This window comes from Chryseobacterium lacus (assembly GCF_003336205.1).
Taxonomy (GTDB): domain Bacteria; phylum Bacteroidota; class Bacteroidia; order Flavobacteriales; family Weeksellaceae; genus Chryseobacterium_A; species Chryseobacterium_A lacus.
In genome coordinates this window covers 138,529-161,581 of record NZ_QPIE01000005.1, presented here as the reverse complement: position 1 = coordinate 161,581, position 23,053 = coordinate 138,529, and the positions used below count along the sequence as shown (strand labels likewise).

Here is a 23,053-nt window from a genome sequence, read left to right as displayed (position 1 = left end):
TTATTTATTAAGTACTTTTTTCAAACGTTCGTAGATTTCAACGTACGCTTCTGTAACATCGCCCAGATCTCTCCGAAAACGGTCTTTATCGAGCTTTTTCATTGTATCTTTATCCCAGAGCCTGCAGGTATCGGGAGAAATTTCATCGGCAAGAATTATCTTACCGTCTGATGTTTTTCCAAGTTCAATTTTAAAATCTACCAGTATGATATTCATTTTGCCGAAAAGTTCTATCAGGAGTTCGTTAATTTTTCCTGTCAGTTTGTACATTTCATCCAGCTCTTCGCGGGTTGCTGCTCCCAGAAATATCGCGTGATAATCATTGATCAACGGATCTCCGAGTTCGTCTTTCTTATAACAAATATCGAAAATGGTTACTGGTGATTTAATGCCTTCTTCCACGCCTAATCTTTGTGCCATGCTTCCGGCGGTATAGTTGCGAACCACCATTTCCAAAGGAATAATAGACACTTTTTTTACCAGTTGCTCTCTTTCATTCAGCTGTTTGATAAAATGGGTTGGTATTCCTTTTTCCGTGAGGTATTCAAAAATTAACGTGGTAATAGCATTGTTCATTTCGCCTTTCAGGTCAAACTGGCCTTTCTTTTGTGCGTTAAATGCCGTTGCGTCGTCTTTGAAACGTACGATCACTTCTTCAGGGTTTTCAGTTTCAAACACTTGTTTTGCTTTTCCTTCATAAAGCATATTCCCCTTGTTTATCATAATTTAATTTTTATCAATTTTTATATTATAATTTCACTATAATTCCTGCGATCACGGCAATTCCAAAACTCAGCAATGTTCCTACCAGTACGTATTCGGTCAGCTTTCTCTGTCGGGCTTCGGCTAGATCGCTGAACCTGAAAACGGATTTCGCCGCAATCATAAATCCCACTCCTTCCCAATGCTCAGTAACGATAAAGGTAAAAACCAGCAAACGTTCTAAGATACCGATATATTTTCCGGCATTCACCAGACTTTCGGTCTGTACTTTATTAATTTCCTGCGTTTCCGGAATCCACGAGGAGAGCAATATTTTGATGATTACCGATGCCGGAAAAGTGAGAAAAACCATCACAGTGAGGGTTTTCAGGAACTCCGGATCGTGAAGAAAATTGAAATCAATTTCTCCGATGGAAAAGGAGATCATTAAAATAACCAAAAGATGAGCACCCTGATCTAAAAAGAACGCTGCTTTCTTTGTTTTATTGGTTTGAAGATGAAGTTTGAGCGCATCAATAATGAAATGAGAAATTCCGATAATCACGGCCATCCACCACAGCTCCAGATTCCACAGAAGAATAAAACTCAGTGCTGTATGAATAAAAACATGCCAGTACAATTCCTTGCTTGCTGTTTTTTTTTCTTCTTTGCGGACAACCCATTTTCCCGGCTGTAAGATGAAATCTCCGATGATATGAGCCAGTATAAGTTGTGTAAAAATCATCCGTTAAAGCTGCGAAATTTTTTTTCTAAAATACCTATCAGTCATCGTGATTAAATCATAATTTACTCTTTTGAGACGCTGACTGACAGAAGATTGAGATATATTGAGTTGATTGGCTACCTGTTCCTGACTGAGGGTAGAATCCTGTGCAAAAATATGAATGATTTCTGCGGAAACCGCCGTCCAACTATCAAAATCCAGTGACGTCCACTGGAAGAGAATATTAAGATCTGTGTTGATGTTTTCGTTAGGCGTTTTAATGGCGAGGGTTCGTCCGTTCAGTTTTATTTCATTCAACAATCTTCCGGAATTAACATACGCTGAGCCGTTGGATTCTGTAATTTTCTCTGAACTGAAAATCTCCGTTCCTATTCCTACAGCCAGACGAACATCCAGATTTTCAAAAGTTTTGACGAGGGATTTTATCAGAATGATTTTGGTGAAAACTTCATCTATAGCACATTTGTACTGGAATTCGTCTCCCCTGTATATTTCCCATTCAGAAGGAGTTTGCGCCCAACTTCTGAACAGTGTTTTCAGTTTCTGCATCCAAAGCTCCGCTTCAGCCTGCTGAGAGTTGATAATATCTCCGGTAATTACCGCAATCATCCTGCAAATATAAGTAAAAATACTTATGAATTAAAAATATAAGGTGATTTGCTTATTGTGGGTCTTTATAAGGTAAATAACTTATAAAAACAAAGATTTAAAGCTTACCATCTGCTTTGTTTTCTTAAGCTAATCATAGAATCTATGGAATATTTTCCTGGCCCAAAAGCGAAAATCATCAGATAATTAGCAAGATACAGCAAAGCCATTTCCCTGTCGCTGAACGGATCTGCACCATGAACAATAAGTCCCGCAACAGCCATGGTAATAAGGAGGAAAAACACCGCCCATCTTGTAAACAAACCTAAAATAATGAATATAGAACAAACAAATTCTGAAAAAATAGCGAGGCCTAAAGATACCGCCGGACTAAGACCCATGAAACTAAAGAACTGGACTTCCTCGTCTCCTAAAAGCTTATCCAGTTTAGGATAACCGTGCGAAATCATTGCAAATCCAATGAAAATCCTTACCACCAACAGCACTATGTCTGTAATTTGAGGGTTAGATCTGATTGATGTAAAATAATTCATGCGTACAAAAAGTTTAAACAAATGTATAAAAATCCTTTAAAAAAGACGTGAGACGTTAAATATTACCTGTAACCGAAGTTTTTCAGATCCCGATCGTTTTTTCGCCAGTCTTTTTTTACTTTCACAAATAAATTGAGATGTATTTTTTTTTGAAAAAATTTCTCCAAGTCTTCTCTCGCCTGTATTCCCACTTTTTTGATGGCCTCACCTTTATGTCCTATAACAATACCTTTTTGGGTATCTCTTTCTACATAAATAATAGAATCTATGAAAATAATTCCTTCTTTTTCCTTGAATTGTTCTGTTACCACTTCCACAGAATAAGGAATTTCTTTCTCATAATTCAAAAGAATTTTTTCGCGGATGGCTTCATTTACGAAAAAACGTTCAGATTTGTCGGTGAATTGGTCTTTGTCATAATACGGCGGATTTTCTGGAAGCAGAGATTTCAGTTTAGGCAGTATTAAATCGGTATTGATACCCTGTAATGCGGAGATGGGCAGAATTTCAGCTTTTGGAATTTTCCCATGCCAGAATTCAATGACTTTCTCCATACTTTCCTGGTTAGATTCATCAATTTTATTAATGAGAATAAGCACCGGAACGGGAATTTTGTTCAGTTTTTCAATCAGAAATTCGGAAGGTTCACCTCGATCATTGATGTCGATAATCATCAGAAAAACATCTGCATCCTGAAGGCTGTCCTTCACGAAATCCATCATTTTTTCCTGCAGTTCATACTTAGGATCCAAAACGCCCGGAGTATCTGAAAAAACGATCTGAAGATCTTCCTCGTTATAAATTCCAAATATTCTATGACGGGTGGTTTGCGCTTTTTGAGTAACGATGGCCAATTTCTCGCCCATCAGCTGATTCAGGAGCGTAGATTTTCCTGCATTGGGTTTTCCGACTATATTGACAAATCCTGATTTATGCATATTCATTGTAAAAATACAAAGTTAATGAAACAAAACGGTTGAATGAAAAATAGTCAACAATATTGGCAAAGCGATTACTTTATTTATTAACTTTATGAAAAATTTGCTATGAAAAAAACTTTATTATTTCTCTTGTTCAGTCAGATGTTTTTCGCACAACAGCCTGACTTGGTAACGAATGACTGGTACGTTTCGCAAATAGAATGGAGCGGCCAAACCATTATAAGGCCTGTAAGTGACCACACCTTACAGCCTTCTCAATTCACTCCGAGTGGAAACGGTCAGTATCAATTTTACAGTAAGTATTTCAACACCTCAGCTGCAAATGACGTAACCTTTGTATCCACCGACACTTTTACTACAGCGAACGGTTTTTCCTGTACGCTTCAGTATTATTTTGGAAATAATTACGTGGCGGTAAATGATTTTGATGACAAACATTGCCAAATTCTAGGAGGAAGCACCACCCATCCTTACCAAATTATTAACAACGGAACCAATAAAACATTAATCATTTCAAATCCGAATAACGGGAATAAAGTGTATTACAACAATTATTACCTGAGCAACAGGGAAGCTGAAATGAAACCAGGGTTTCGGATCTTTCCCAATCCTGCACTTGAAGAGATTCATATTGAAAATGTAGAAAAAAACAAGAAAGTTCAGATCTTTGATTTATCAGGGAAACTGCTGGAATCCTCAATGAGTAAGGAAAAAATGAGCATTAACATTCAGCACTTCACGAAAGGACAATACCTGTTGAAGATTGAGTCTTACCCTTCACAGTTTTTCCTGAAAGAATAATTAATTTTTGAAAACCAAAGGCAGAATTTCATTTTTCAACAACCCGAAACGCTTTATTTCTTCTTCGGAAAATTTTCTGGAGTAGAAGTTGGCTTCTGCTTCGAAACCCACACTTTTGAGCCTGTCAAAATAATCCATTCCGTACCATCGGACATGGTCGTACTGCCCGAAATGTTTCCGCCTTTCTTTCGGATCTTTTATTGTAAAATCTTCATAAGTTTTTTTCAGGGAATTTTTCATAGGAACCTGAACAATGCCCCAACCTCCTTTTTTCATGACTCTGTACAGTTCACTCATCGCTTTTCTGTCGTCTTCGATATGCTCCAGAACATGGTTGCAAATGACAATATCAAAACTGTTATCCTGAAAAGGAAGGTTAAGAATATCGGCTTTTACATCCACAATCGGTGAATAGAGATCGGCAGAAATGTAATCAAGATTCCTCATTTTTTTAAATCTCCGAAGAAATTCCTGTTCGGGAGCGATGTGCAAAACCCTGTAGTTTTTAGTGAAAAAATCGGTTTCATTTTTCAGGTAAAGCCACATCTGGCGGTGTCTTTCCAGGCTTAAAGTTCCGGGAGAAAGGGCATTTTCCCGTTGTTTTCCATATCCATAAGATAAAAATTTTCGGTACGATTTTCCATCAATAGGATCGGTGAAATTATTTCCTTTATAAAATTGATAAATAACAGGACGCGCAATAACACTGGCGGAAATAAGCCACGGCCGCGGAATTTTGTTTAAAAGGAATTTAATGATTTTTTTCATCTAAAATTCCATTGTAAACGCATCTTCTTCATTACTTTGAATTCCGAGTGCTTCATAAATATATTTGAAAGTGGACAACAAAACCGGTTTCCCCTGAATAATGCAAACATTGTGTTCGTAATGTGCAGAATTTTTCCCATCAAGAGTCGTTACTGTCCAACCGTCATCATGAAATTTTACTTTTTCGGTTCCAAGGTTAATCATCGGTTCTATGGCGAGGGCAATGCCGTCTTTCAAGACTTTTCCGCTTCCTTTTTTTCCATAATTGGGAACTTGTGGATCTTCGTGCATTTTTTTTCCCAAACCGTGTCCAACCAACTCCCGAACAACACCATAACCCTGCGCTTCGCAATGCGACTGAATAGCAAAAGAAATATCGCCCACTCTTTTGCCCCGAACACACTGTTCAATGCCTTTATAAAGAGATTCTTTTGTTATTTTCAAAAGTTTTTTTGTTTCCGGATCTGTCTCTCCTACTTCAAAAGTATAAGCATGATCTCCGTAAAATCCATTCATATACACACCGCAGTCTACCGAAAGGATGTCTCCGTTTTCCAAAGGTTTATCATTGGGAATGCCATGGACGACTTCCGAGTTAGGTGAAATACAAAGATTCTTTGGAAACCCGTACATTCCTAAAAAGGCAGGTTCGCCACCGTGATCCCGAATATATTCGGCAGCGATGGTATCTATAAAATTGGTAGTAACTCCGGGTTTTATTTCCTTAGCTACCATTCCTAAAGTTTTGGAAACAAGCTGAGCACTTTCACGCATCAACCGAAGTTCTTCCATTGTTTTTAAAATAATCATAAATGCAAAGATAAAAAAATGCCTGCAGAAAATGCTGCAGGCAAATATCATCATATTGGTCGTTAATAATTCGTTAATAAGCTCCTATAAAATCTACATCAACGTCAATAATATCTCCGTCTAAATTTTTCATTTCCCCAAAGAAATAACCTTCTATAATACCATTACCGGACTCTGTGATGGTAATATTGATGTTGGAACTAAGATTTTTGGACGCCACATAGCTAAAGTTAGGACTCACGTATCCAAATTGAGTACCTATTCCAATCGCATTATCACTCATGGTATAGGAACCTTCACCAATGTTTTGGGGAAGCATAATTGTAAAAGCGGTACTGGTACCATCGGAGCCTGCTAACGTAATGTAGCCGGAGGAAACTGTAGCAGTACTGAAATTAACATGAGACTTAAAGTTGGCGGTCATGTGACCTGTAATTTGGGCTTCGATAAGGGATTGTCCTTTTACAAGTTCAATATGATCAAGATCATCGTCATCATCATCATCATCGGTTGGCCGGCATCCTACACTAAACACGAGTAAACAACCCAGTAAAAGCAACAGAGCTGTGCTGAATAATTTTTTTGTTTTCATTGGTATTATGTTTTAATTAGTTCATCAAATGTAAATAAAAAATTTTACCAGAACAAGCCTTTTTTCTTTTCTTTTTTTAATTTGGAATAAGCCAGAACTTCTCCGCCGTCCACACGGAACTCTATTCGCTCATTGATAATATTATAAATTTCGCCCCAACCCGGGAATCCGCCTAAGTTTCTGTCATCAATAAAGAGGTCAGCATCTATTTTTCTAGATGCGTTTTCGCTATCATATATTTCCCCTTCAAAACTGGAGTTCACAGCATAAAATTCAATTCCGTTTTTTCGGCAAAATTCTACGGCATCACGCAGGCTGTCGCCATGACGATACGTCCAAAGAATTAAACGATAACCTTCACTCTGGAGTTTCCGGAGGGTTTCAAAAACAAAGGTTTTGGGTTTTCCAATTCCCGGATATGCATCATCTACGATGGTTCCGTCAAAATCTATAGCGAGTTTCTTATTGCTTTTCAACATTTTATATTATTCAGATTTGCAAAGATAAAAAAAGAGCCGGACAATTTCCGGCTCAATATCGCTTTAACTTAATTAGCTTTTTATCCATTTAAACTGATACTCAAGATCTGGTGTAGAAATTCTGTCGGTTACCCTTTGAAGTCTTCCAGGTAATTTCATTAAATACTCTTGGGCTTTTTGTGCCTGAACATTTAAACCATCAATATGTTCTATTTTCCAATCTTCCAGCAACTCTTTCAAAATATCAATATAGTCCTGAGCAGTGTACACCATACAGCGTTGTGCAGCATCGGAAAAATGTGACCAAAGTTCACCGGCTTTTTGTCCGCTCTCCCTCATCAGATGGGCAGGCATTACGATTTTTTTCCTCATCATATCTTCAAAAGCCAGCATCATTTCTGATGGATCCAATTCGAAAATTCTTTCTACAAAATTCTTGTAAGCTTTGGCATGTCGGGCTTCATCAGCTGCAATTACAGCACACATTTTCGCTAATTTTTTATTTCCTGTTTGTTTGGCAAAAGTACCCACCCGACGGTGAGAAATATTGGTAGCAGTTTCCTGAAAACTGGTATAAACAAAATTCCGGTACGGATCCATAGAGGTTCCGAGATCGAAGCCATCCTGGATAAGATATTGTGTGGTAATTTCGACTTCACGCATATTCACACGGCCGCAGAGATATAGATATTTGTTCAGAAGATCGCCGTGGCGGTTTTCTTCAGCAGTCCAACTTCTCACCCATCTGCTCCATCCGTTTCCGTTTTCCTGATCTACACCGTCTATTCCCATAATCCAACTTTCGTAGCTTGGAAGGGCTTCTTCCGTGATACAATCGCCTATTAAAGTTACAAAAACATCGTAATCCATTTCATGAGCAAAAGTCTGAATTTCTTCCAAGTCATGTTTGAATTCCTCACTTGACGGATCAGGTAAAAAATCAGAAGGCTGCCATATTTTTTCTACCGGAGTAAGGTATTTCTTCATGAAAGAATCAACTTCTTTCCCAATGTTTTTCATCACCTCCAGCCGAACTAATTGGTTATACATCTATTATAAATTGAATTATTATTAGCTACAAAAATACATCAAAAGAAACGATTGGGCTTATAAAATTATCCTTAAATCATATATTTACCTTTAATTTTCACGATACAATGACATCTCCGGTCATGATTTCCGGGATTTCTAATCCCATCACGTGAAGTATAGAAGGCGCAACATCTCCCAGTTTGCCGGGTTTCAGGTTCCATCGTTTTTCTTTGTCCATCACAATCAGCGGAACCAAGTTGGTAGAATGTTGTGTATTGGGCGATCCGTCGGGATTGATCATGACATCGCTGTTTCCGTGGTCGGCAAGGATGAAAACCGTATATCCGTGTTCGTATGCTGTGGAAGCCACTTTTTCTATACACTCATCTACGGTTTCCGCTGCTTTCACAGCTGCTGAAAACACTCCGGTATGTCCTACCATATCTGCATTGGCAAAATTTAAACAGATAAAGTCAGCTGTTTCGCCAGTGATTTCCGGGAGAATTTGCGCTGTTATTTCATAAGCAGACATTTCCGGTTTGAAATCATACGTCGGCACATCTTTCGGACTTGGACAAAGAATTCTTTTCTCATTATCAAAAGGTTCTTCCCGACCTCCGGAAAAGAAAAAAGTAACGTGTGGATATTTTTCAGTTTCTGCAACCCGAATCTGTGATTTTTCATTTTTTTCCAGAACTTCGCCTAAAGTCCCCGTAAGAATATCTTCATTAAAAACAACCCTTACATCGGAGAAATCCTTATCATAATTGGTCATAGTGACATAATACAGAGGCAATCTGTGCATCCCGAACTCAGGAAAATCCCGTTGCGTTAAAGCTTCGGTGATTTCTCTTCCGCGGTCTGTGCGGAAATTGAAACAGAAAACAACATCCCCGTTTTCAATAGTAGCCATTGGTAAACGGCTTTCGCGAAGCTGAATAATTGGTTTCAGGAATTCATCAGTAACATCTAATTGATAAGAATTTTTAATAGACTGAAGTACATCGTGAGTCATGTGCCCGATTCCGTTCACCATCGCATCATAAGCTAATTTTACACGATCCCACCGTTTATCCCGATCCATCGCATAATATCTTCCGATGACTGAGGCCAATTTTCCGCCAGTAATTTTCATGTGATTCAGAAGATCTTCGATAAAACCTTTCCCCGAATGTGGATCACAGTCACGGCCGTCGGTAAAAGCATGAACAAAAACCCGGTCAGAAATTCCGTATTCGTGAGCCGCCGTCAACAACCCTTTCAGATGATTAATGTGAGAATGAACTCCGCCATCGGAAGCTAAACCGATAAAATGGACTTTTTTATTATGAAGCAATGCGTATTCAAACGCTTGTGTAATGGTGTTTTCTTTTCCTAAAGTAGCATTATCAACCGCCATATTCAGCCGGACAAGATTCTGATAAACCACTCTGCCCGCGCCCAGATTCATGTGTCCGACTTCAGAATTTCCCATTTGCCCAAATGGCAATCCTACCGCAAGTCCGCTGGCTTCCAGTGTAGTATGTGGAAATTCCTGATAACAACGATCCATAAAAGGAGTCTTCGCAGCGGCAATTGCTGATATTTGAGGATCTGTTCCTAAACCCCAACCATCCAATATTGCCAGTAACGCTTTCTTAGCCATTCAAATTATTTTCAGACAAATTTAAGAATATTAAAACATTTATTATTTCTTACTCATCATAATAATTCTTAATTTTACTTTTTAGTAGTGAATAAAAAATGGATTTACGCGACCAACTGAAAAACCTTTTTCCTGAGCATGAAGAGCAGGATTTTCAAATTCCTGAAGAAAAATTCGAGCAGAAAGAAGCCCTCATTTGTAAATTTGAAAAAAAAGGAAGAAATGGAAAACCCGTCACTTTGATAGAAGGATTTGAAGGCACAGATGAAGACTTGAAAAATCTTTCAAAAAAAATAAAAACGACACTCGGAATCGGCGGTTCAGAGAAAGACGGAATTATTATTATCCAGGGTGATAACCGTGATAAAATCATGAAAATACTTCAGGATTTGGGCTATAAAACGAAACGCGTAGGCGGATAAAAATCATCTTTTAAAAAAATAAAAATATAATTATGCTGAATAAACTTGCAGCTTCTGAACTCGTACTGAACGGAGACGGAAGCGTTTATCACCTGAATCTTCTTCCTGAGGATATTGCCGGGAAGATCATTCTGGTAGGAGATCCGGACAGGGTTCCGAAAGTTTCCGAATATTTTGATAAAATTGAAATCAAAAAAAATAAAAGAGAATTCTATACTCACACAGGAATTTTACGCGGAGAAAGAATCACCGTGATGTCGTCCGGAATTGGTACCGAAAATATTGACATCGTGATGAACGAGTTGGATGCTTTGGTAAATATTGATTTGAAAAACAAAGAATTCAAGTCTGAGCACACTTCACTGGAACTTTTCCGGTTGGGAACCTGCGGATCTGTAAATCCTGATGTGGAAGTGGATCAAATGCTGGTGACACAAAATGTGGTGGGACTGGACGGACTGCTTCGTTTCTATGCGGATTATGAGTTTGAAAATTCATTTTCACGAAATTTTATGGCTAAATTTCCTTATGAAAATATCAAAGGAATGCTGTATTTTTCGGATTGGGCTGAGGATATTTCCGATTACTATCAGGATGCAAAATACCACGGAAATACGGCTACATTTCCGGGTTTCTATGCACCACAGGGAAGGCAGCTGCGTCTGAAAGCTTTGGATGACCGTTTTCTGGAAACGCTCAACGATTTAGGAGTCAGTAATTTTGAAATGGAAACCTCCGCAATCTACGGTTTATCAAAACTTTTGGGACATAAAGCATTGACAGTGAATAATGTAATCGCCAACAGAAGGCGCGGTGAATTTGCTTCTGATCATCATGCTTCTGAAAAGAAAATGATAGAATGGGTGTTGGAAAGGATCATTCCTTAAAATAAAAAAGCCGTTTCAAAAACTGAAACGGCTTTCTTTTTTGGTGTATTTTTATTTTCCCTGAGCTTTCAGCAACATATCTTCTTTTTCTTTAAATTCCTTTCTCTTAGCTTCGTTACGGGTGGTTTGGTACATTCCTTTTAATAAAGTGACTACGTCAATATTATTAGGTTCCTTCGCATACCAAGCTTCAGCTACTGGAATTGCTTTTTCGAATCTTTCACGTCTTGCATCCATCACTTTATTTGCCTGATCTGTTTTTCCGGAATCCCGCAAAGCTTTGTATTCATTTATGGTTTTTTCATCATCACCCATAATCAAATAAGTGAGATTCATGTAAGCACTTGACATTTTAGGATCCAATTCTAGAGCTTTTCTAAAAGCCGTTTCAGCGTCTTTTTTCGCAGCCGGATCTTTGCTTTGCAAAACTCCTAAATTATACCAGCTCACTGCATCATTGGGATTCAATGAGAGATTTCTTTTAAGGGCTGCTGTAAACTCATCGGTTTTTCCTGCTTTATAGTACGTATTGCTTTGCAGTTCTGCCAATTTGTTATTTTTTGGAAACTTCGTAACAGCTTTATCCAATACGGCCAGAGCTTCATCAAATCTTTCTTCTTCTACCAGAAGTGCTGCATAAGTTTCAAGCAATTCCTGTTCAATACTTTTGGATGTTTCAGTTTTAAAGTCAGTAAATTCATTACTTTTTTTCAGTGCATCCCAGGTTGCTTTGTCGAATTGCTGCACTGTTCCGGTTGATTTTTCTTTTGCAGTATAAGTAGTTTCAACGCCCGTATATCCGCTGTCTGTTAATTCTTTGAAAACCTCGATGGCCTTGCTGTTGTTTTTCGCAGAAATATAGCTCAATCCGGAATTGTAAAGCAACTGTCCGCTGGTTTGACCGAACGCTTTCAGAAGATTATAGGATTCTCTGAATTTGTCGGCTGCTAATCCATAATTCTTAGCATTGTAAGAATCCATCGCTGTTTTATTAGCAGCCTGAATAACAGGATCCAGGATTGCGGCTAACTTTGCTGTATTTTTTGGAGTGTAACTTTCTTCTTTCAGGCCAGAAATTCCTGATGCATCTGCGGCAGATTTTCCTACGAAATGCACTCTGTTTTTGTCAGCATCTCTGCCGGTATATACTTTAGATTTTGCTAAATCATTGATCTTGACAAGATAAGATGCGCCTTCAGTGGTTTTCCCTGATCGGAGAAGTGAAAGTCCTTTGGCAAAATAATAATTTTCAAGAAGTTCAGGCTCCAGCAGCTCCAATTTGCCGTTTAATTGAGCTTCTGCGGCGGCCACTTGAGCTTGTGCTGTGCCTACATCACCGGATTCGATAGCTTTGAATGCGGCATTGATTTCTTTTTTCTGAGCGAAAACTAAGGTCGCAGAAATCAATGTCAGGCTTAAGATTATTCTTTTCATTGCTTTATATTTTTAAAATTTGTTTTGAGATCGTCGATTACTCTTCATCGTCGTTCTCCGGGTTTTCTTCTATTTTTTTATTTTCCTTTTCTTCTTCTTTTTCTATCTTTTTCATATAATTTTCATCGCCCATATTGGTAAATGAATTGTCACCCGATTGTGGTGCATCTTTAAACTCAGGATTGCTGCTGTCCACATTATTTACGGGAAGTTCAGGAGTTTCAAGTTCTGCTTCTTCGACTTCCTTATCCATTTCTACTTTAGCAATTGCGGCAATTTCGTCGTTGTTTTTCAGGTTGATTAATTTCACTCCCTGGGTATTTCTTCCCATTACCCGTAGTTCATCCACACTCATTCGAATCGCTACACCGGATTTGTTAATGATCATTAATCCATCGCCATCTTTTACATTCTGGATCGCAATAAGATTTCCTGTTTTTTCGGTAACATTAAGCGTGATAACACCTTTTCCGCCACGGTTGGTAATCCTGTAATCTTCCACAGCAGTTCTTTTTCCGTAACCTTTATCAGAAACTACCAGCACACTTTCGTTGGCCACATCTTCTGCGATAATCATTCCAATTACTTCATCATTATCTTCCAATGTAATTCCCCGAACTCCGATAGAACCACGGCCGACAGCACGTGCTTTTTCTTCCGGGAAGCGGATACATTTTCCATTTTTGGTTGCGATCATAATTTCTGAATTACCATCGGTCAGTCTGGCTCCCAAAAGCTGGTCATTATCCCTGATTTCAATGGCGTTAATTCCGTTGGTACGAGGCCTGGAATAGGCTTCCAGAGAGGTTTTCTTCACCGTTCCATTTTTGGTAATCATCACCACATTCATCTGATTTACATACTCTTCATCCTTCAAATCATTGGTCCGGATATAAGCTTTCACTTTATCATCCGGCTCAATATTAATGAGATTCTGAATCGCCCGTCCTTTGGCTGTACGCGAACCTTCAGGAATTTCAAAAACTCTTAGCCAGTAACATTTTCCTTTTTCGGTAAAGAAAAGCATATACTGATGATTCGTTGCGGAAACAATGTATTCCAGGAAGTCCTCTTCACGGGTTGTTGCCGCTTTATTTCCTACGCCGCCTCTGCTCTGGATACGGTATTCTGAAAGCAAAGTTCTTTTAATATAACCGGCGTGAGAAATGGTAACCACCACATTTTCATTAGGAATAAAATCCTCGATGGACATGTCTCCACCAGCGTAATCTATTTCTGTTCTTCTTTCGTCACCATATTTTTCTTTGATCTCCTGCATCTCTTCCTTAATGATTTCATATCTTCTGCTTTCGTTCGCTAGAATATCTTTCAAATCATTAATGAATGCCATAATTTCCTCATATTCAGCACGGATTTTATCGAGTTCCATTCCCGTAAGTCGGGCAAGCCTCAAGTCCAGAATCGCCTGAGCCTGAATATCAGAAAGTTCAAATTCATTAATAAGGCCTTCCTTTGCCTGCTGAGGATTGGAACTGTTACGGATGATGGCAATCGCTTTATCCAGGCTTTCCTGAGTCGCAATGACCTTCATGAAGCCTTCCAATATATGGGCACGGTCCTGTGCTTTTTTCAGTTCAAATTCTGTTCTGCGCACCACAACTTCATGTCGGTGTGCCACGAAATGTTTGATAATATCTTTCAGGTTCAGCTGCTCCGGCCTGCCATGAACCAATGCGATATTATTCACACTGAAAGACGTTTGAAGTGCTGTATATTTATACAGAAGATTGAGTACTACATTGGGGATAGCATCGTTTTTCAATTCATAAACGATTCTCATTCCTCTTCTGTCGGACTCGTCACGAATCTCGTAAATTCCGGGAATTTTTTCTTCTTTTACTAACTCAGAAGTTCTGATGATCATCTCTGCTTTGTTTACCTGATAAGGAACTTCAGTAACAATGATCGCATTTCGGTTTCCTACTTCTTCAAAATTAACTTTTGCTCGAATTACGATTCGGCCTCTTCCCGTATGTAGCGCATCACGAACGCCGTCATAACCATAAATAATGCCGCCGGTTGGAAAATCCGGGGCAATAATATGCTGCATCAGTTCATCAATGGTAATATCGCGGTTATCGATGTAAGCGCAAATCCCATCAACGGACTCAGAAAGGTTATGAGGAGCCATATTGGTCGCCATTCCTACAGCAATACCGGAGGCGCCATTCACCAGAAGGTTGGGAATTTTAGTAGGAAGGACGGTTGGTTCCGTCATGGAATCATCGAAGTTGTTCTGAAAATCCACGGTTTCTTTATCCAGATCGGCCAGAATTTCGTCAGATATTTTCTTCAGGCGGGCTTCGGTATATCGCATCGCTGCAGGCGGATCTCCGTCCATAGAACCGAAGTTACCTTGTCCGTCCACCTGAGTATATCTCAAACTCCAGGGCTGCGCCATTCTTACCATGGCATCGTATACGGATCTATCGCCGTGCGGATGGTATTTACCCAAAACATCCCCTACAATTCTTGCTGATTTCAAATGTTTTCTATTGGAAAAAACATTCAATCCGTACATTCCGTACAGTACTCTTCTGTGAACAGGTTTCAGCCCGTCGCGCACATCCGGAAGTGCTCTGGAAACAATCACCGACATCGAATAATCGATGTAAGAAGATTTCATTTCATCAACAATATTGATCGGAATTAACCTTTCTCCTTCTGTATTCATATTCTTTTTTTAAATGATTTTCAACAGATTAAAATCTATGAAAATTTTCCTTATTTTTTAAAATTATAATAACGCACGAATTTACGAAAAAATACCGATTTTTGTGCTATAATTTATCCACAAGGATCATAAAATTTTATAGAAAATGAACATCTTAAGCCTTACGTTTCACAGTACTGAAAACGCTTTTGCCCAATGGCAGGAATATACAGAAAACGAACTCGTGAATTTGGTGGAAAACCTGATGGATGTAGAACAATATATTGTTTCTGAAGTGGAAAGCGAGATGATTAGAGAAGGTAATAATACGAATTTGCTTCTGTTTTTTTCCACTGAAACGCTTCGCCGGGATTTCTTAGAAAGTGAACTGCTGAATATTGAAGAAAGAATTACAAAAAAATTTGGTACAGAAGTAATGGTTTTCAGCACGCTTCTAAATCCCAAAAGTAACACATTCAAAAAACAAAAAGCAGCGAAATAATCCGCTGCTTCGTGTACATTTTTTAATACTTCTTTTTATTTTTCTTGAATTTCTTATGCTTTTTTGTTTGTCCGGGAGCATAATCTGTTGCTTTCCCACCATAAATTTTCTTCGCTTGTCCGGGTGGTAATCTTTTAGTTTTGTGATTTCCGTGTGCTCTCGCCACAATACGCCCGTTTTGATACACACTTCCGTTTCTATCGGTGTACACATCGCCTTGTCGGTACACTGTGCCATCCGGTGCGCGATAAACTCTTCCGTTATTGTTGTAAGGATCATTGACTGTGCCACATGAAGCAACCCCAAAAAGCAATCCTGCACCTAATAATATTTTGAAAACATTTTTCATTTTACAAATTTTAAAGTTCTCATCAAGATTTCAATGTTGATGCCAAACTGACAAACGAAGTGGCAGAAAGTTACAATTCTTTTTTCAAAAATTTTCCCGTCAGCGATTTTCTGCTTTTTATTATTTCTTCCGGAGTTCCTTTTGTTACTATAGTTCCGCCGTGTTTTCCACCTTCGGGTCCGATATCAATAATGTGATCTGCCAGTTTTATCACATCCATATTATGTTCGATAATAATGAAAGAATTTCCGAGATCAATGAGTTTATTGATGGCATCCATCAGTATTTTGACGTCTTCAAAGTGAAGACCAGTCGTAGGTTCGTCAAGAATATAGAGTGTATTTCCTGTTTGTCTTTTGGAAAGTTCCGTTGCCAATTTAATACGTTGTGCTTCTCCTCCACTTAACGTTGTAGACTGCTGTCCCAAAGTGATATAACCTAAACCAACATCCTGAAGTGTTTTTACTTTACTGTGAATTTTCGGAATGGGCTGAAAGAATTGAACGGCTTCATCGATGGTCATTTCCAGCACATCAGAAATCGATTTTCCTTTGTATCGAACTTCCAGCGTTTCGCGGTTGAAACGTTTACCATTGCAGGTTTCGCAGTGGACATATACATCTGGCAGAAAATTCATTTCAATTACTTTCAGACCTCCACCCTGGCAAGTCTCGCAGCGTCCGCCTTTTACATTAAATGAAAATCTTCCCGGTTTATAGCCTCGTATTTTACTTTCGGGATGTTCTGCAAACAGGTTCCGAATCACTGAAAACATTCCGGTGTAAGTAGCTGGATTCGATCGTGGTGTTCTTCCGATTGGAGTTTGATCCACATCTACAATTTTATCAATATTGTCAATTCCTTCTATCTTTTTATAAGGTAAAGGTTCCTGAATGCTTCGGTAAAAGTGTTGATTCAAAATGGGATACAGCGTTCCGTTAATAAGCGACGATTTCCCGCTTCCCGAAATACCGGTAACAACAACGAGTTTTCCCAAAGGAATTTCGAGGTTTACATTTTTAAGATTATTGCCGCTAGCTCCTTTCAGTACGATTTTTTTATCATTTCCTTTTCTGCGCTCTGTCGGAACTTCAATTTTTTTTCTGCCGTTCAGATAATCTGCAGTGATGGTATCAGCCTTTGCCAATTCATCAGGAGATCCCTGCCAAAGGATTTCACCACCGTATTTTCCTGCTTTAGGGCCGATATCCAACACATGATCCGCTTCCAGAATCATCTCTTTGTCATGCTCTACCACGATCACCGAATTTCCAATATCCCGCAGATTTTTAAGTGATGCAATCAGCCGTTCATTATCTCTCTGATGAAGTCCGATGGAAGGTTCGTCCAAAATATAGAGCACGTTCACCAATTGTGAGCCGATTTGTGTAGCCAGCCGAATTCGCTGGGATTCTCCGCCTGAAAGTGTTCTGGAACTTCTGCTCAAACTTAGATATTCCAGACCAACATCCAATAAAAACTGAAGCCTTGTTTCAATTTCTTTTAAAATTTCATGAGCGATAATGCTGTTTTTCTTTGAAAATTTAGGCCTTACTTCCTGTAACCATTCCTTGAAATCGGCCAGAGAAAGTGCACTTACTTCGGCAATATTTTTACCGTCTATTTTAAAACTTAAACTTTCGGGATGGAGACGGGCTCCTCCACATTTGGTGCAAATTTCTTCTGTGGTGTATTGGCGCGCCAACGAAGTGCTATAATAGCTTTCTTTATCTGCAATAATGTCTTCCAGAAAAGGAACCAATCCACCAAAATTGATTTTTATTTTTTTAGTAATTCCTGCGTGTTTCAGTTCTACTCCTACTTCTCTTTTGGCTCCGTAATAAATGAGATCCAAAGCTTCTTTGGGGATATCCTGAAAAGGTGTAGAGAGATTTTTGTTAAAAATCTCAAGAATATTTTTAATCTGGCTAAGCAGAAAATTATTGCCTTTTATATCCACCAACGGCAACAGCGCACCTTGATTGATAGAATGTTTGGGATTTCCCACAAAATAATCGGTATTGATTTTTTTTATGGTTCCCAGCCCTTTGCAATTCGGGCAACTTCCTTTCGGGGAATTGAAAGAAAAAGTGTTGGGTTCCGGCAGGGCGAGAGAATGTCCTGTATCGTCATCCATTAGATTTTTCGAAAAATAATGAACTTCGTCGCTGTTCAGCTTTTGAATTCCGATAATGCCTTCGCCCATATCCATTGCTGTGCGAAGAGATTGTTCCATTCTCGTTTCGGTAGCATTTTCGCCGATAATCCAACGGTCGATCACAATATCAATATCGTGGGTTTTATACCTGTCGAGTTTCAGGTCGTATTCAATATCCTGAATTTCACCGTCAATTCTTGCTTGTCCGTAACCTTTTTTGGCCATCTGAACGAAAAGTTCATGGTAATGTCCTTTCCGGGAACGCACTACCGGAGCCAAAAGCATTATTTTATCACCTCTAAAATTTTCTTTAATCGTCTCCAGAATTTGATCTTCGGTATAGCTCACCAGTTTTTTCCCGGAGCTTAAGGAATACGCATCGGAAACTCGGGCAAACAGCAAACGGAGAAAATCATAAAGTTCAGTAACAGTACCCACTGTAGAACGTGGATTTTTGTTGGTGGTTTTTTGTTCGATAGCAATCACCGGCGACAAGCCTTCAATTTTATCCACATCAGGGCGTTCCAACCCGCCCAAAAATTGTCTGGCGTAGGCTGAAAAAGTTTCGATATACCGGCGCTGGCCTTCAGCAAAAATGGTATCGAAAGCCAAAGAAGATTTTCCACTTCCCGATAAACCGGTGATGACCACCAGCTCATTTCGTGGAATCTTTACATCAATATTTTTCAGATTGTGTTCACGGGCACCGTAAACTTCTATATATTCTTTATTTTCTGCCATTGTAAAAATGATTCCCGGTTTTTCTGAAACCAAGAATTTTGCAAAATTACGGAATAATTATCGGAATTAAATTGTAAGATCAGAACGCAAATTAAATTGAGAAAGTAGGTTGTCTCTATTTTTTCCGTTTCGCTTTGCTTCGTGATTTGGCTTGTGCACGGTTGCTTCCTGGTTTATTTTTTGGTGGATTTCTCTTGTGAGGTCCGCCAAGATTTACTTTCCTGTTTTTATCTTTTTTCTCATGAAAAGCACCGCCACCTTCAATAATTTTCACAGTGTGCGCATTTTTCATTTTGACTTCCTCTTGCTCAGAAGCGATTTTCTGGGGATTTATTTTCACTTCCTCAGGAAACGGAAGCAGCGTAATTTCCTTATCCATCAATACCTCAATTTCTAAAAGCAATGGTTCTTCTTTCTCTGTAATGAATGCGAGAGATTTTCCGTCTTTGTCTGCACGTCCAGTTCTTCCGATTCTGTGGATATACTGTTCCGGTACTTCGGAAATTTCAAAATTAATTACGTGGGTAATATTTGAAATATCCAATCCTCTGGCCATCACATCCGTAGTAATTAATCCACGGATTTCCTCGTCCTCAAATTTTTTCATGGCTTTCAGCCGGTAATTCTGGGATTTATTGGAATGAATAATGTCGAAATCTTCAGGGAAAAATTCATCAATTTTGGTAAACAGCAAATCGGCGTGTCTTTTATTATTGGTAAAAATTAAAACCTTAGACATATCGTCATTGGTTTCTAAAAGATATTTCAGCAAATTGATTTTAGTATTGAAATTAACAACACGATATCCCGTTTGTTCTATTTTCTCCAATGGAGTTCCCGATTTTGCAAGAGAAATTTCTATTGGATTAGCGAAATATTCTTCCAACATGTCATCCACTGCTTCCGTCATGGTTGCCGAAAAAAGAATGTTCTGGCGTTTTGCCTTCATCATTTCAAAAATATGAGTGAGCTGCGGCCGAAATCCGAGGTTCAGCATTTCATCAAACTCATCAATAATAAGTTTTTGAACTTCCTTTAGCGAAATAGCGTTGTCGATCGCCAGATCCATCACTCTTCCAGGTGTTCCTACGAGGATATCACAGCCATCTTTGAAGAGAAGTTTTTGGGTATTGATATTTTTACCACCATAAATTCCGATTACTCTTGCACTAAGATATTGAGTAAGATTTTCCAAAATTTCGGATACCTGAACGACCAATTCTCGCGTTGGAACCAAAACAAGCACCGTAGGATTTCCTGATTTGTTGTATTTCCACATTTTCAAAACGGGAAGCAGATAAGCTAGGGTTTTTCCAGTTCCAGTTTGGGCAATTCCCATAATATCGCGCCCAGAAAGGATGGGTTTGAAACTTTTTTCCTGAATAGGTGTAGGTTCGAAAAGTTCTAAATCTGCTAAAACGTCAAGAATTTTTTCGGGCAAATCAAAATCAGCAAAGGTGGTACTCATGAACAGTGAATTTTTAGAATTTGGTACGGAAACCCGCATCTTTCATGCGGCAAATGTACAGAAATTAATTTTTTGTAAAGAAAACGAACAGCATTCATGTCTGTGTTTTTTTGTAATTTCACTCATAATTAAAAAGTTTAAAAAAAATCAAATGAGATATTCCACTTTTTTGGCTTTGGGTATTCTCCTGAGCAGCTGCAACAAGAAAAACGAGCAGGTTTCCTCCACGGCTATCGTTCCAACCAAAACTGATACCTTGAAAAAGACTGAATCCGAAACACTTCAGCGATGGATTTCTTTTTATAAGACTACCAATCCCGACTTTTCTTTTGATAAATTCTCACTCTCTGGAACTTCGGAAATCGCTTTTACGAGAGGCTATGTACCGGGAAATTTCGAAACTCAGTTCAATCAAATCTATGAGCCATTTCTAGTGTATAATGAAAGTAAAACACAATATCTGGATTTCGACAGTTATCACTGGCAATTGGACGGAAGAGGAACTCCCAGTTTTGAAGCCGATCAACAGGTGAATCTGGTGAATATTCCCGAAAAAAAAGTGCAACAAATCGGATTTTTCGGACCGTCGTTTCGGATAGAGGAAGGATATTGGGAGGGAGATTCGGTAGCGGTAGTATTAGGAAATACGTATGAGAAAGTTCCGTTTTTTATTAAATATAATTTGATTAAAAACACCAAAGAAAATTATCAGTATCCCGATACTTTACGGTTTGAAAAATCCTATTTCTATCACCGATTGATGGAGAAAGATTTTAGGCCAAAATAAAAGAAGCTGCTCTTATCGGGCAGCTTCTTCTTGATCAGTAGTTGGATCTCCTCATTCAGCAAGGATAATTCCTTTATTATTGCTGAATTCCATGACTCCACTTTTTATTTTGAAAGAAAATACACTTTCTTTTTCATTTTCTTTCTTGAATTTTTCAGCGAACTTCTCATTAATTTTATCAGTGTAAAGTTTTATTTTACCGTTTTTTAATGAAGCAACAATGGCTGCGTGATTTTTCATCACATGAAATTCACCGCTTTTTCCAGGCAGTAAAACAGATTTTACATCGCCGTCAAAAACTACAAATTCAGGAGTTAAAATTTTTATATTCATTATAAATTGCTTTTGGCTTTTGGCTAATCGCTATTGGCAATAAGCCAGAAGCAGTTTATGCGTTTTCTGCTAACATTTTCTGTCCGGCTTCGATGGCTGCTTCAATGGTTCCTTTCAGGTTGAAAGCTGCTTCTGGAAGATGATCTAATTCTCCATCAATAATCATGTTAAATCCTTTGATGGTATCTTTAATATCTACCAAAACCCCCGGAATTCCTGTAAACTGCTCTGCAACGTGGAAAGGCTGAGAAAGGAATCTCTGTACTTTTCTTGCACGGTACACTACCAGTTTATCTTCTTCGGAAAGTTCTTCCATACCCAGAATCGCAATAATATCCTGAAGCGCTTTATATCTCTGAAGAATTTCTTTTACTCTTTGTGCTGTATTATAATGCTCTTCTCCTAAAATTTCCGGAGTAAGGATTCTTGAAGTAGAAGCCAGAGGATCTACTGCAGGATAAATTCCTAATGAGGCAATTTTTCTGTCCAATACTGTAGTAGCATCCAAATGGGCAAATGTTGTTGCCGGAGCGGGGTCAGTCAAGTCATCCGCAGGAACATAAACCGCTTGTACGGAAGTAATAGAACCGTTTTTTGTGGAAGTAATTCTTTCCTGCATCGCACCCATTTCTGACGCCAGCGTTGGCTGATATCCTACCGCAGAAGGCATACGCCCAAGAAGTGCGGATACCTCAGAACCGGCTTGTGTGAAACGGAAAATATTATCTACGAAGAAAAGCACGTCTCTTCCTTGTCCAGCACCGTCACCGTCACGGAAATTTTCCGCAATGGTAAGGCCAGAAAGTGCCACTCTTGCTCTTGCTCCTGGAGGTTCGTTCATCTGTCCGAAAACGAAAGTACATTTAGAATCTTTCATTTCTTCAAGATTAACTTTGGAAAGATCCCAACCGCCATTTTCCATAGAATGCATGAATTCCTCGCCATATTTAATAATGCCGGATTCCAGCATTTCTCTCAAAAGGTCATTTCCTTCTCTGGTTCTTTCCCCTACTCCTGCGAATACGGAAAGACCACCGTGGCCTTTTGCAATATTATTGATCAACTCCTGAATTAATACGGTTTTACCTACACCGGCACCACCGAACAAACCGATTTTTCCTCCTTTTGCATAAGGTTCAATAAGGTCGATTACTTTAATTCCTGTGAAAAGTACTTCAGCCGAAGTCGAAAGCTGGTCAAATTTTGGAGCTTCTCTGTGAATCGGCAAACCGTTGTTATTTGAAACTTCGGGAAGTCCGTCAATCGCATCACCCACTACATTGAAGAGTCTTCCGTATACAGATTCGCCGGTAGGCATCGTGATTTGTCTTCCGGATGCGATCACTTCCTGACCTCTTTGCAATCCGTCTGTAGCATCCATTGCGATACACCTTACTGCGTCTTCTCCAATATGTTGTTCTACTTCCAGAATGAGTTTTTCACCATTATTTTTTGTCACCACCAGTGCATCATAAATGCTCGGAAGTTCTTCCACTTCTGAAAAAACAACGTCGATTACCGGGCCAATAATTTGAGAAATTTTTCCTTTAATTTGGTTTGCCATTACTAAATTTTTTCTTGTGTGCAAATATAGGGATATTTACTGATCCTGCAATTGCTTCAAAAGAAGATTTTTATCAT

The 23,053-nt window shown here is 38.8% G+C and carries 23 protein-coding genes; 5 read left to right on the top strand and 18 right to left on the bottom strand.

Features of this window, described 5'->3' with window-relative positions; translation table 11 throughout:
• From purC to era, 5 genes are all read right to left on the bottom strand, one after another.
• Positions 1-723, bottom strand: coding sequence for a phosphoribosylaminoimidazolesuccinocarboxamide synthase (gene purC, locus DQ356_RS07915; protein ID WP_114303943.1), 723 nt, complete (start codon positions 721-723; stop codon positions 1-3).
• Between the two features lie 25 nt (positions 724-748).
• Positions 749-1,447: a DUF3307 domain-containing protein gene (locus DQ356_RS07910; protein ID WP_114303942.1), complete on the bottom strand. Its 699-nt coding sequence runs from the start codon at positions 1,445-1,447 to the stop codon at positions 749-751.
• Between the two features lie 3 nt (positions 1,448-1,450).
• Positions 1,451-2,056 carry a SatD family protein gene (locus DQ356_RS07905; RefSeq protein ID WP_114303941.1) on the bottom strand — a complete coding sequence of 202 codons (606 nt, stop codon included), beginning with the start codon at positions 2,054-2,056 and terminating at the stop codon, positions 1,451-1,453.
• A 104-nt stretch (positions 2,057-2,160) separates the two neighbouring features.
• A complete protein-coding gene (locus DQ356_RS07900; RefSeq protein WP_114303940.1) occupies positions 2,161-2,589 on the bottom strand; it encodes a DoxX family protein in 429 nt (142 codons plus the stop codon).
• A 62-nt stretch (positions 2,590-2,651) separates the two neighbouring features.
• Positions 2,652-3,527, bottom strand: a complete 876-nt coding sequence (era, locus tag DQ356_RS07895; protein ID WP_114304062.1) for a GTPase Era — start codon at positions 3,525-3,527, stop codon at positions 2,652-2,654.
• Between the two features lie 108 nt (positions 3,528-3,635).
• On the opposite strand from era, the gene DQ356_RS07890 reads away from it, so the two are divergent.
• Positions 3,636-4,331: a T9SS type A sorting domain-containing protein gene (locus DQ356_RS07890; protein WP_114303939.1), complete on the top strand. Its 696-nt coding sequence runs from the start codon at positions 3,636-3,638 to the stop codon at positions 4,329-4,331.
• Here the strand turns inward: DQ356_RS07890 and DQ356_RS07885 are convergent, their stop codons facing one another.
• The 6 genes from DQ356_RS07885 to gpmI form a co-directional block, all read right to left on the bottom strand.
• Entirely contained in the window at positions 4,332-5,099 is a 768-nt protein-coding gene (locus DQ356_RS07885) for a class I SAM-dependent methyltransferase (RefSeq protein ID WP_114303938.1), read from the bottom strand.
• Positions 5,100-5,909: a type I methionyl aminopeptidase gene (gene map, locus DQ356_RS07880; RefSeq protein ID WP_114303937.1), complete on the bottom strand. Its 810-nt coding sequence runs from the start codon at positions 5,907-5,909 to the stop codon at positions 5,100-5,102. It abuts the gene before it with no gap.
• A 73-nt stretch (positions 5,910-5,982) separates the two neighbouring features.
• The gene (locus DQ356_RS07875; RefSeq protein ID WP_126723260.1) at positions 5,983-6,444 is read right to left on the bottom strand and encodes a hypothetical protein; all 462 of its coding nucleotides are present in this window, start codon (positions 6,442-6,444) and stop codon (positions 5,983-5,985) included.
• Positions 6,445-6,545: 101 nt separating this feature from the next.
• Complete coding sequence (locus tag DQ356_RS07870) at positions 6,546-6,977, bottom strand: BT0820 family HAD-type phosphatase (RefSeq protein ID WP_114304061.1); 432 nt, start codon at positions 6,975-6,977, stop codon at positions 6,546-6,548.
• A 75-nt stretch (positions 6,978-7,052) separates the two neighbouring features.
• Positions 7,053-8,030 carry an acyl-ACP desaturase gene (locus DQ356_RS07865; protein WP_114303935.1) on the bottom strand — a complete coding sequence of 326 codons (978 nt, stop codon included), beginning with the start codon at positions 8,028-8,030 and terminating at the stop codon, positions 7,053-7,055.
• Positions 8,031-8,127: 97 nt separating this feature from the next.
• Positions 8,128-9,657: a 2,3-bisphosphoglycerate-independent phosphoglycerate mutase gene (gene gpmI / locus DQ356_RS07860; protein ID WP_114303934.1), complete on the bottom strand. Its 1,530-nt coding sequence runs from the start codon at positions 9,655-9,657 to the stop codon at positions 8,128-8,130.
• 98 nt (positions 9,658-9,755) lie between these two features.
• Here gpmI and DQ356_RS07855 point away from each other — a divergent pair, with 98 nt between their 5' ends.
• Together DQ356_RS07855 and DQ356_RS07850 are read left to right on the top strand one after the other, a co-directional pair.
• Complete coding sequence (locus DQ356_RS07855) at positions 9,756-10,079, top strand: translation initiation factor (protein WP_114303933.1); 324 nt, start codon at positions 9,756-9,758, stop codon at positions 10,077-10,079.
• Between the two features lie 32 nt (positions 10,080-10,111).
• A complete protein-coding gene (locus DQ356_RS07850) occupies positions 10,112-10,966 on the top strand; it encodes a nucleoside phosphorylase (RefSeq protein WP_114303932.1) in 855 nt (284 codons plus the stop codon).
• 51 nt (positions 10,967-11,017) lie between these two features.
• Here DQ356_RS07850 and DQ356_RS07845 read toward each other — a convergent pair whose 3' ends face one another.
• Positions 11,018-12,400: a tetratricopeptide repeat protein gene (locus tag DQ356_RS07845; RefSeq protein WP_114303931.1), complete on the bottom strand. Its 1,383-nt coding sequence runs from the start codon at positions 12,398-12,400 to the stop codon at positions 11,018-11,020.
• A gap of 37 nt (positions 12,401-12,437) precedes the next feature.
• Entirely contained in the window at positions 12,438-15,095 is a 2,658-nt protein-coding gene (gene gyrA, locus DQ356_RS07840) for a DNA gyrase subunit A (protein ID WP_114303930.1), read from the bottom strand.
• A 145-nt stretch (positions 15,096-15,240) separates the two neighbouring features.
• On the opposite strand from gyrA, the gene DQ356_RS07835 reads away from it, so the two are divergent.
• Entirely contained in the window at positions 15,241-15,576 is a 336-nt protein-coding gene (locus DQ356_RS07835; RefSeq protein ID WP_114303929.1) for a DUF4286 family protein, read from the top strand.
• Between the two features lie 22 nt (positions 15,577-15,598).
• On the opposite strand, the gene DQ356_RS07830 is transcribed toward DQ356_RS07835, so the two are convergent.
• The 3 genes from DQ356_RS07830 to DQ356_RS07820 form a co-directional block, all read right to left on the bottom strand.
• Entirely contained in the window at positions 15,599-15,925 is a 327-nt protein-coding gene (locus tag DQ356_RS07830) for a hypothetical protein (protein ID WP_114303928.1), read from the bottom strand.
• A 70-nt stretch (positions 15,926-15,995) separates the two neighbouring features.
• On the bottom strand, positions 15,996-18,824 hold the full coding sequence (gene uvrA, locus DQ356_RS07825) for an excinuclease ABC subunit UvrA (RefSeq protein ID WP_114304060.1): 2,829 nt from the start codon (positions 18,822-18,824) through the stop codon (positions 15,996-15,998).
• Positions 18,825-18,939: 115 nt separating this feature from the next.
• Positions 18,940-20,292: a DEAD/DEAH box helicase gene (locus DQ356_RS07820; protein WP_114303927.1), complete on the bottom strand. Its 1,353-nt coding sequence runs from the start codon at positions 20,290-20,292 to the stop codon at positions 18,940-18,942.
• A 151-nt stretch (positions 20,293-20,443) separates the two neighbouring features.
• On the opposite strand from DQ356_RS07820, the gene DQ356_RS07815 reads away from it, so the two are divergent.
• Positions 20,444-21,079, top strand: a complete 636-nt coding sequence (locus DQ356_RS07815; protein ID WP_126723258.1) for a hypothetical protein — start codon at positions 20,444-20,446, stop codon at positions 21,077-21,079.
• A 51-nt stretch (positions 21,080-21,130) separates the two neighbouring features.
• Here DQ356_RS07815 and DQ356_RS07810 read toward each other — a convergent pair whose 3' ends face one another.
• Both DQ356_RS07810 and atpD read right to left on the bottom strand, forming a co-directional pair.
• A complete protein-coding gene (locus DQ356_RS07810; protein WP_114303925.1) occupies positions 21,131-21,412 on the bottom strand; it encodes a F0F1 ATP synthase subunit epsilon in 282 nt (93 codons plus the stop codon).
• Positions 21,413-21,467: 55 nt separating this feature from the next.
• Positions 21,468-22,976: a F0F1 ATP synthase subunit beta gene (atpD, locus tag DQ356_RS07805; protein WP_114303924.1), complete on the bottom strand. Its 1,509-nt coding sequence runs from the start codon at positions 22,974-22,976 to the stop codon at positions 21,468-21,470.
• Between the last annotated feature and the right edge of the window lie 77 nt (positions 22,977-23,053).